At 58.6% G+C, this 9,230-nt stretch carries 9 protein-coding genes and 2 pseudogenes; 9 read left to right on the top strand and 2 right to left on the bottom strand.

Translation table 11 applies throughout. The features are described 5' to 3' along the window. A partial coding sequence (locus CSW58_RS14075; protein WP_201721619.1) for a hypothetical protein occupies positions 1 to 326 on the top strand: 326 nt, incomplete at its 5' end. A 141-nt stretch (positions 327 to 467) separates the two neighbouring features. On the opposite strand, the gene CSW58_RS14080 is transcribed toward CSW58_RS14075, so the two are convergent. Then, positions 468 to 659, bottom strand: a complete 192-nt coding sequence (locus CSW58_RS14080) for a hypothetical protein (protein WP_161494592.1) — start codon at positions 657 to 659, stop codon at positions 468 to 470. On the opposite strand from CSW58_RS14080, the gene CSW58_RS08860 reads away from it, so the two are divergent. From CSW58_RS08860 to CSW58_RS08880, 5 genes are all read left to right on the top strand, one after another. After that, a complete protein-coding gene (locus CSW58_RS08860) occupies positions 646 to 2,064 on the top strand; it encodes an autotransporter outer membrane beta-barrel domain-containing protein (RefSeq protein WP_161494593.1) in 1,419 nt (472 codons plus the stop codon). The two genes, CSW58_RS14080 and CSW58_RS08860, sit on opposite strands and share 14 nt — an antisense overlap. Before the next feature lie 438 nt (positions 2,065 to 2,502). Next, positions 2,503 to 3,450, top strand: a complete 948-nt coding sequence (locus CSW58_RS08865; protein ID WP_369825137.1) for a UDP-glucuronic acid decarboxylase family protein — start codon at positions 2,503 to 2,505, stop codon at positions 3,448 to 3,450. Between the two features lie 199 nt (positions 3,451 to 3,649). Then, positions 3,650 to 4,930: a glycosyltransferase family 4 protein gene (locus tag CSW58_RS08870; protein ID WP_099447048.1), complete on the top strand. Its 1,281-nt coding sequence runs from the start codon at positions 3,650 to 3,652 to the stop codon at positions 4,928 to 4,930. Positions 4,931 to 5,120: 190 nt separating this feature from the next. Then, entirely contained in the window at positions 5,121 to 5,900 is a 780-nt protein-coding gene (locus CSW58_RS08875) for an FkbM family methyltransferase (protein WP_099447049.1), read from the top strand. Between the two features lie 147 nt (positions 5,901 to 6,047). Then, positions 6,048 to 6,932, top strand: coding sequence for a bifunctional 2-polyprenyl-6-hydroxyphenol methylase/3-demethylubiquinol 3-O-methyltransferase UbiG (locus tag CSW58_RS08880; protein ID WP_099447050.1), 885 nt, complete (start codon positions 6,048 to 6,050; stop codon positions 6,930 to 6,932). A gap of 206 nt (positions 6,933 to 7,138) precedes the next feature. Here CSW58_RS08880 and CSW58_RS08885 read toward each other — a convergent pair whose 3' ends face one another. After that, the gene (locus tag CSW58_RS08885; RefSeq protein WP_099447051.1) at positions 7,139 to 7,627 is read right to left on the bottom strand and encodes an acyltransferase family protein; all 489 of its coding nucleotides are present in this window, start codon (positions 7,625 to 7,627) and stop codon (positions 7,139 to 7,141) included. A 475-nt stretch (positions 7,628 to 8,102) separates the two neighbouring features. On the opposite strand from CSW58_RS08885, the pseudogene CSW58_RS16210 reads away from it, so the two are divergent. The 3 genes and pseudogenes from CSW58_RS16210 to CSW58_RS15150 all read left to right on the top strand — a co-directional run. Next, positions 8,103 to 8,441, top strand: a pseudogene (locus CSW58_RS16210) (GDP-mannose 4,6-dehydratase); the annotation flags it as partial. Continuing rightward, positions 8,426 to 8,890 (top strand): annotated as a pseudogene (locus CSW58_RS16215) (sugar phosphate nucleotidyltransferase); the annotation flags it as partial. The pseudogenes CSW58_RS16210 and CSW58_RS16215, both read left to right, overlap by 16 nt. A gap of 112 nt (positions 8,891 to 9,002) precedes the next feature. Then, positions 9,003 to 9,230, top strand: a 228-nt coding sequence (locus CSW58_RS15150; RefSeq protein WP_236627734.1) for a hypothetical protein, incomplete at its 3' end; no start/stop codon positions are given.

The following is a 9,230-nucleotide window of genomic DNA, read 5'->3' on the forward strand; positions in this document are numbered from 1 at the left end:
TTGGCGCCGGCGACGACCTGTTGGCCCTGGCGGCTGGCGGCCGGCTGACCGGCACGGTGCTGGGCGGCGCGGGCAATGACAGGGTCGCCATCGACCTGACCTCCGACCTGTCTTTGCGCGGCGACCAGCTCCAGCAGTTCGAAACCCTGCAGGTCACCGGCACGGGCGCGCTGAGCTTCACGGGCGGCGCGGCGCGTTTCGACCACCTGGTCACCAACAGCCAGAACCTGACGGTCGCCGCGGGCACGGCCCTGGCCGCCGGCGAGCTGACCCTGAACGGCGCGGCCAACGCCATGACCGTGGCCGGGACCTCGCCGGCGCTCTGAACCTGGGGGGCGGCGATGACGTTCTGCGCCTGACCACGGGAGGACCTTCACGGGTTCGGCCGAGGGCGGCGCGGCTCCGACCGTCTCGAACTGGCCCTGGGCGGCACGGACGCCGCGCCGATCGCTCTGGGCGCACGCCGTTCACCGGTTTCGGAGACCCTCAACCTGCAGTCCGGCGTCGTCAGCGTCGCGGGCGACTATGGCTTCACCGCCATCGAGATCCAGAACGGTCGCCTGATCGGCCTGGCCGGCTCGCGCTTGCTTGGCGGCGTCGAACATCATCGTCGGTTCGGGCGCGACCTTCGGGTCGGCCGGCGCGGTGATCGGCAACATCGCCGTGGCCGGCACGCTGAGCCCCGGCGCCTCGCCGGGTACGATGACCGTGACAGGCGACGTCGCCCTGGCCTCGGGCTCGACCGCCCTCTTCGAGCTGACGCCGACCGTCAGCGACATGCTGGTGGTGTCGGGCAAGGTGACGATCGCCCAGGGCTCCACCCTGAGGCTGGTCGGCGCCAGCAACCTGACGCCGGGCCGACGGCTGGATCTCATTGTCGCCAATGGCGGCATCACCGGCTCGTTCTCGACCATCGAGGGCGCGCAGGGTCTGAACCTGCATATCGCGCAGTCGTCGACCCGCCTTCAGGCCCTGGGCCTCTTCACCACCGACACGACCTTCTCCTCGCAGGTCTCGGGTCTGCTCAGCACGCTGAACACGGCCCTGATCGACGACAAGGTTGGCGCCGGCCTGATCGCCGCCCTGCCCGCCCTGGTCGATCCGACCACCGGCAAGAGCGATCAACGCGCCCTGGCTCGGGTCACGCCCCAGGCCTATGCCTCGGCCACCCAGCTGGCGCTCGAGGACGGCCTGTCGATCGTCGATGCGTCGCGCGCCCAGGTCCGGTTCGCGCCCGAGGCGCCCGGCCTGTTCGGCTTTGGCCAGGCCATCGCCAGCCGCCGCACTCAGGACGGCGACACCGCAGCTAGCGTCGCCGAGGGCAAGCTCGAAAGCACAGGCGGCCTGGCCGGCGTCGGATACGGCGTCGAGTCGGCTTGGGCCGGGGTCTTTGTCGGCTATCTGAACGGCCGCCAGCGCATCACCGAGCTGGACGTCAGCACCGGAACCGACGGTTTCGCGATCGGCGCCCAGGGACAGGTTCGGCTCGGCGGCTTCCAGTTGGGGGCCATGGCGGCCCACAACGGCGCCGACGTCGAAACCCGTCGCACCGCGCCCGGCGGGATCACCGCGTCCGGCGACTACAAGCTCAAGAGCTGGATCGCCGACGTCAATCTGGCCTACCGCGCCCAACTGAACGGCGACTGGGCCGTGCAGCCGCGCCTGGGCGCCAGCTATGTCCGCGCCACGCGCGAGCGCCTGGTCGAACGCGGCGGCGGGGCTTTCGCCCTGACCGTTGACGGCGACAAGAGCACCGCCTGGTTCGTCGACGGTCAAGTGGAGGTTCTGGGCGGGCAGACGGCCGGCGCGCGCCTGCATCCCTACGCCTCGCTGGGCTTCCGCTCGACGGCCGGCGGCGGCGACACCATCGCGTCCGGCGGCCTGGCCGGCTTGACGACGCCGATCAGCGCCGTCGGCCTGGCCCGTAGCGGGACCCTGGCCACCGTCGGCGCGGGCGCTGGCTACGACCTGGCCCCCGGCCTGAGCGTCTCGGCGACCTATGCCGGCGAATTCGGCGACGGTGGGCGTCAGGCGCTGTTGGTCGGTCTGAACTGGAAGTTCTGACAGCAAGCTGGAGACCCGCGTCGCGATGCGGGTCTCCAGAACGCCGACACTGAAGCCGTTCGCCGCAGGTGGATCATCTTCCAAAGGTCCAAGACGCGTGCGGGCGGCTTGCCGGGCTTGACCTGATCTGCTCCGGAAAAACCGGACGGGCTTGAGCTACTGCCAAAGGCAGATCCGACTTGGATCCAGGACCCGACACCGGGATAGCGACCCTTCAGGGTCGCGGTCGCCGGCCGCGCGACCAAATATCATGAATGCAAAAGCGCCTTGATGGCGCGCTCTACTGTCTCATGAAGGTGCCTGATTGATGATTTTATCTCTCAGATCGATCTAGTTCTCAGCTACGCGCGTCTAGCGCATTAGCAGCTTGTCGCCACAGCGCTGCATCGCTACCTCAAGTATGGAGGAGCCCCCGCAGGCCCCTGCGGAGTCATCGACATGAAACGCGTATTGGTCACCGGCGGCGCCGGTTTCGTGGGCTCGCACCTATGCGAGCGGCTGCTAGAGGCCGGCAACGAGGTGCTGTGCGTCGACAACTACTACACGGGCACCCGGCGCAACGTCGCCCACCTGCTGGACAATCCATGCTTTGAACTGATGCGCCACGACGTCACGTTCCCGCTATTCGCAGAAGTCGACGAGATCTACAATCTGGCCTGCCCGGCATCGCCGATCCACTATCAGTTCGATCCCGTCCAGACGACCAAGACCAGCGTACATGGCGCCATCAACATGCTGGGCCTAGCCAAGCGGCGGAAGGCCAAGATCTTCCAGGCCTCGACCAGTGAAGTCTACGGCGACCCGTCAGTGCACCCCCAGCCGGAGGAATACTGGGGCAACGTCAATCCAATCGGCATCCGCTCTTGCTATGATGAGGGCAAGCGCTGCGCCGAGACCCTGTTCTTCGACTATCATCGCCAGCACGGCCTGCGCATCAAGGTGGCGCGGATCTTCAATACCTACGGACCGCGAATGCACCCCAACGACGGCCGGGTGGTGTCGAACTTCATCGTCCAAGCCCTGCGCGGCGAAGACATCACGCTCTATGGCGACGGCGGCCAGACTCGTTCGTTCTGCTACGTCGATGACCTGGTCGAGGGCTTCCTGCGGCTGATGAACACTGACGACACAGTGACTGGCCCAATCAATCTGGGCAATCCGGGCGAGTTCACCATGAAAGAGCTGGCTCAGAAGGTGGTCGCCCTAACCGGGGCCAAGTCCAAGCTGATCCACCTGCCCTTGCCGGCCGACGACCCACGTCAGCGCCAGCCGGACATCACCAAGGCCAAGGCCATCCTCGACTGGACCCCCACCGTCGACCTCGACACGGGCCTAGCCAAGACGATCACCTATTTCGACGGGTTGCTGAAGAGCGGCGCAGATTGAGTATCAATCAAAATTCTCGTGTTAAGCAATATGAAGTCACTGTTTATTCAAAACTAGAAAACCTCAATCCATCCGAAATTACCTCAGAAATAAACATACACAGACAGCACTTTTTTGTATTTGAATATTCAAGATCATAAAAATACATTTGCAATTTCTCGGACCAGCTAAGGCGCTTTAATAGGATCGGAATTTTCGCATGCGAATAGCATTCTATCTAGACCATACTGAAAACTCTGATTTTAGATCCATCATGAACGGAGATAGAGCCTCCTCAGGAAGCGTTGCTAGCGCGATTGTATTTATCGAGTTAGCAAAGAACCATTCTGTCACTATATTTCATAGAATGAATAACGTATCTCAATTGCGATGGCATGAAGCTCAATGGATACATGTATCCGGATATAAAGATTTTTGCCAAAAAATAATTAAAACATATACTAAATATCACTCAAAAGATAATTCATTTGACTTTATCGTCATTAGACATCATCCAGACCTATTTCCGATAGCAAACAATCTTTCGTTATGTACAGCTAAAAAGATTGTCATGCTTAATAATGACATAGCACCAATAGAGTTAGAAAAATTGGTCTCCCTTGGATTCAGCAGGGCAGTAGTTCGCTCAAAATCATCGTCTGAAACTTACGAATTAACTCATCTTGCTCCAATTGTCGAAATCATTCCTCACGCCTTGCCCCACCTGAAAAATCTACGGGACATCCCATCCCTAAGAACCCCTCCCGCCGTTATGTGGGTTGGAGCAACTCGGGAGGAAAAGGGCTTCCATCACGCCCTGAGAGCCTGGCCCATCATTAGAAAAATGGTTCCCGATGCTGAATTGCACGTATTTGGATCAATCCGGCTACATTTTCCGGAATCTGACGTCGGTCCTAGCGGAGTTTTAACACCGGAATTTGAAATAAAATACCTACTGCCCATAGTTGGGAAACATAGATCACCAGAAGATATCGGAATTTACTTCAAGGGTGCAACATCAAAATCAGATATTTTTGATTTTGCTATGACGGCTTATGTAGGATTGGTGAATCCAAACATAAATAATTCGACGGAGACATTTTGTATTTCAGCGCTTGAACTTCAATCAATGGGCTGTCCGTGCGTTGGTGGAAAGTCGGGCGGATTGCTGGACACCATTGACGACGGAGTATCGGGCATTTTGGTGCCAACGGAAAATCCCGTTTTTATCGCGGAGGCGGTCGCTAGAATTCTAAAAGACCCCAAGCTCCGAGAGGAATTGTCGCGAGGTGCGATTGCTCATGCTGCTAAATTTGGCGACATACAAAGGGAAGCCAAGGCCTGGACGGATGTGTTCGAGCGCACCGCATCACAGACCGCCAGCCCAAGCTTGAATGAAGCTGTTCTAGCTCGACTAGTTCGTTCGTTTCGATCGATCCTGCTCGCACGAATTGCAGGAAAATTGTTTCGCATCGTCAGATCTCCATTTTCCGGAGTTTGACAGGCCGATTGTGGCAATCTAGGTACAAAAATCCCTAGGCATGATCACACATATTCTTCCAGCGACAGCATGATTGTGAATAGGCGACGGAATATCCACGATCTGAGACGAGTAACAACCATCTTGACGCTCGCAGTTGACAGCCGTTCACTAAAATTCAAGTTTGTCCAAGCGACCGAAGGATACGAGCATGTTGTCTGGATTCAAAAATTTACTTCGACCGCCCATGCTCCGCGCGCTAAGGGCGGTGCCTGGGGGGTTACGGCTTCAGATAGGTCACGATGCCTTACCGGATCGGATGCGGCACTTGAATCAGCTTGGCTTCAGCCCCTCAGTGATCGTCGACATCGGCGCGTTTGAAGGAATGTGGGCACGAGCAATAGCCGAGCAATTCCCCGCGGCACAAATATTTATGATTGAAGCACAGGATTCAAAATCAGAAATTCTTAGAAAACGCTGCGCCGAACTTGGATCGAAGGCGAATTATACAATAAATCTACTTGGGTCAGCACCCAAGGAAAATGTAACATTCTACGAACTGGGGACGGGGTCTTCTATTTACTCCGAACTTACCGATCACCAAAAAACTCCAACCATTAAGACAATGACTACTTTAAGTGAAGTTTTGCAATGTCATAACGTAATTAACCCTGACTTTATTAAACTAGATGTTCAGGGAGCTGAGATAGATATATTGCTCGGAGGACTAGATGTATTAAAAACATCGACAATGGTTCAAGCTGAATTATCTGTGACCCCCTATAATGACGGAGCCCCCTTAGCTAGCGAAGTTATTGCATTCATGTGGTCGAAAAACTTTGTTCTTTACGATTTATTTGAAGCGAAGCGCGTAAATAATTCCGGTCAGATAAGTCAAATTGATGCACTTTTCTTGAATCGTAATTCTACGTTCTGGAGCACCTCTCGGTTCGAGGCTTCACACCGCAACCATCTTGGCACAAAAAATTAGAACGGATAAAAGCCGATCGTACCCGTCAGTTCCCTCTCTATATATAGCCAAAGCTAACGCGGCTCATTCTCCATGATTGAATACGGCGGCAGATTACCAAAGCCCCTGAGCGATGACACGTTTCATTACTGAAGGCGGGAGACCAATATGTCCAAAGTCGACTACTTGCTCAGATCTGTCGTTCGGCACCGTGATGCTGACAGGCAACGCTGTCCAAACTGTGGCGCCAAAAACTCGATCCTCATCGAGCGCAAGCTGGTGGTGACGGAACTTCGTCGCTGCGACGCTTGCATGATGATGTTCCGCACGCCCACGGATGCACCAGCCGAGGCCGCCGATTTCTACAACCACGAATACGCCCAGGGGTTCACCACCGATATGCCCGAAGCCCCAGCGCTCGCCGAATTGAAGGCGCGAGGCTTCACTGGCACGGAAAAGGATTACAGCTATTACATTGACGTGCTGCGCCAGTTGGGTGCGCCGCCGGGGGCGAAACTGTTCGATTTCGGTTGCTCCTGGGGCTATGGCAGCTACCAGTTCGCGCGGGCCGGTTTCGACACCCTCTCCTACGAGATTTCCGCTCCGCGGCGCCGTTTCGGTGTCGAGAACCTCGGCGTCCAAGCTGTTTCCGACTTCGAGGCCTGGGCTAATTCGCCCGAAGCCGAGGCGACCATGGACGTGTTTTTTTCCGCTCATGTCCTGGAACACGTTCCCTCGCCTAGCCTGATCATCGCGCTCGCCCAACGGGTGCTCAAACCGGGCGGCCTGTTCGTCGCCTTCGTCCCCAACGGCTCCGCCGCCTTTCGGAGCGTGTCACCGACCTGGAGCCGCCTCTGGGGAGAGGTTCATCCCAACTTCCTCGACGAGGTTTTCTTCAACGCCGCTCTGAGCCGCTCCCCCCGGTTATTTGGCGCTTCGCCGGTGACTATCGATGAGGCCGCTCGGGGCTTTCTGACTTCTGGAGACCCCAGCCACCGCCAGCTCGATGACCTCAAGACCGCGGAAATGCTCTGCGCGGCCCGACTGAATTGAGGCGGCGAAGCAGCTCAAGAGGGGCACTGACAACACCCCCCGACCTGGTCCAAGGTTGGGGCAAGGTCAAAGTCCCCGTGCGAGATCACCCCGCTCTATCCACTCAACCCCCAATCCGCCCTGACCGAGGATCGCACAAAGGCCCAAGCGCTGGTTGGCCCCCGAGCGCTCAACCGGCGCCCACCCGCATCTTGAAGGCTAGGCCGCTACAACGCGCCGTCGGCGACGCGGGAACCAACGGGATCAGGAGCAACGCTCTGACGATGAGCCAGCGACCGATAGGCCCACATTACCGCCTTCTTTCCGGGCAACTTGATAAAGCGGTACATTGCGTAGGCCACCGCGATCAGGGTGGCGACGAAGGCGTAGAACTTCAGCTCCACCGGCAGGGTGCCATAGGCACCGTCAATGAATATGCGGCCGAAGGCCCGGGGATGAAGGGTCAGGCTCGCGAGATAGTCGAGCGGCCCGCGCTTCAGGTCCGGCGGTGCGAACTGGCACAGGGCCAGAGTTTGTAGGCCAGCGACGATCAGGGCGCGATAGATGCGGGCGATGCGCCGAACGCCGAAGTCCACAGCGTCGCGCGACCGCAGGACAGTCATGGTGATGACCAAACCCGAGATCACGAAGAAGACCTGCACGCCGTAACGCCCCAGCGTTAGGATCTGGCTGAACTGGAAGCCGTAACCGTACAGGTCGACGCCGTTCTGCGGCGGCGACCAACGAACGGTGTAGTGAAAGACCGCGAGCTACAGGATCGCCACGCCCCGAAATGCGTCGATGGCGCTATTCCGATTGTCGCTTTTGATTCCAGACCCCACGTGCACCGGTAACTTAGAGGGAGATGGCCGCGAATTCCACAGCGGCGTCGCTGAACGCCCTCACGACAGCGCGCTCCGCGCCAAAAATAGCTGGGCAGTAAGTTCGGACGGCTGTTTGGATGATGGCCTGCGGCTCCCGCCAAACGGCACGGATGTCGCCGTCATTTGAGGTCCATATCAACTCGCCGGCCTTGCTGCTGATCCACGGAGCTCGCGACGCCATCGCCGCCTGCGCTGCGGGCAAGTTAGGCTCCGATCGGCCCGCAGCCAATAAGCACCTCGCGCCGTCTCCAGGGGTGGGCTAAGCAGCGCCAGTCGATGCGTTATCGGCGCTGTGACCGGGGGCGACATGAGTCAAGTTGGGAAGGGCAAAGTCGCGCTGATCACCGGCGTTACCGGTCAGGACGCGGCCTATCTCTCCCAGCTGCTGCTGGACCAGGGCTACATGGTCCATGGCGACAAGCGCCGCTCGTCGTCGTTCAACACCGGCCGTCTGGAAGACATCTACCAGGACCCGCACGAGCAGAACCAACGGTTTAAGCTCCACTACGGCAACATGACCGACAGCACCAATCTGATCCGCATCGTGCAGCAGACCCAGCCCGACGAGATCTACAACCTCGCCGCCCAGAGCCACGTGGCTGTCAGCTTCGAGACCCCCCAATACACCAGCAACGCCGACGCGTCGTCGCCTTCGACGAGCGCGTGCAGGCCGTGTCGATCGAGGAAAAGCCCACCCGGCCTCAATCGAACTGGGCGGCGACGGGACTCTATTTCTACGACGCCAATGTCGTCGACATCGCCGCCAATCTCACGCCCTCGGCGCGCGGCGAACTGGAGATCACCGACGTCAAACGCATCTGTCTGCAACGCGACAAACTATCGGTCGAAATCATGGATCGCGGCTACGCCTGGCTCTACGCCGGCACCCCCGACAGCCTGATCGAGGCGGTCGAGTTCGTCCGCACGCTGGAAAAACGCCAGGGCTTCAAGATCGCCTGGCCCGAGGAAATCGCCTACGAGAACGGCTTTATCGATGCGGCGTAGTTGGGCCGCCTAGCTGGTGAGTTGGGGAAATCATCATACGGCAGTTACCTTCGCGAGGTTATTTTAGTGCGTCGCCGAACCAACGCCTGAACATCGCCACACCAGGCGCTCAAAGGACAGCACCCGATATGACATCGTCCAGGTCCGCCGCGTCCCACTGCCTAAGCCTCAACACCCCGCAAGACACGGAAAGTTCACTCGGATGAAGATCGCGTGCCACATCCTATCCTATAATGTGGATCTGTTCATTGACCACGTTCTGGAAAACTCGGCACCAAATGTCGACAAGATCTTCATCACTTATTCCGTCCTGCCCTGGGGCTACAACAAGGAAGCCCGAAGCACGAAGACCAATCCGACGACCTTGCCACGCGTGATGCAAGCGATCAGCCGCCTTCGCGCTGTCACGGGACTGAACACTCCGATCGAA

Source organism: Caulobacter sp. B11 (assembly GCF_002737765.1).
Taxonomy (GTDB): domain Bacteria; phylum Pseudomonadota; class Alphaproteobacteria; order Caulobacterales; family Caulobacteraceae; genus Caulobacter.